Origin of the sequence: Campylobacter concisus (genome assembly GCF_002913045.1) — a bacterium.
In the GTDB taxonomy this organism is placed as follows: Bacteria; Campylobacterota; Campylobacteria; order Campylobacterales; family Campylobacteraceae; genus Campylobacter_A; species Campylobacter_A concisus_AP.
In genome coordinates this window covers 1-483 of the sequence record NZ_PPAF01000039.1, presented here as the reverse complement: position 1 = coordinate 483, position 483 = coordinate 1, and the positions used below count along the sequence as shown (strand labels likewise).

Genomic DNA, 483 nt, shown 5'->3' with positions numbered 1-483 from the left:
AAAGATAATGGAAGAAAAAAAGAGAAAGCAAAAGAGGCAGGGTAAAAAAAGAAAAAACGACAAAGGGCTAAAGATACATACTAAAAAAAATTTCGAAGAACTTGAAGCGATGATGAAAATTAACGCAAAGAGCGTGGATAGAAAGGATTAAAAGGATTAAGATGATAAGCGGCGTAATCGGAGATAACGCAAAAGTAAGCTATGAATTGAGTAGTGCTCAGGAGGGAAAAGAGGCGGATATAATGGGGCTATTAAGAAAATTTAGTAAAATTGGGCTTAATGTAAAAGTCTAAGGAAATACCGTGAAAATACGAATCGACTACGAAGATACCGATGCGGGTGGTATAGTCTATCATACAAACTACATGAAATTTTGCGAACGAGCCAGAAGCGAAGCAGTTTTTCAGGCTGGGCTAAATTTCACAAAAGAGGGCGGATACGTTGTAGTTTCGTCGCTTGAGGCTAAATTTATAGCTTCTGCTG

The 483-nt window shown here is 37.7% G+C and carries 2 protein-coding genes; both read left to right on the top strand.

From position 1 onward, the window contains the following. Positions 1-161 precede the first annotated feature (161 nt). On the top strand, positions 162-293 hold the full coding sequence (locus CYP43_RS09760) for a hypothetical protein (RefSeq protein WP_258032193.1): 132 nt from the start codon (positions 162-164) through the stop codon (positions 291-293). A 9-nt stretch (positions 294-302) separates the two neighbouring features. Next, the coding region (locus CYP43_RS08280; RefSeq protein WP_275935729.1) for a hotdog domain-containing protein at positions 303-483 on the top strand (181 nt) is incomplete at its 3' end.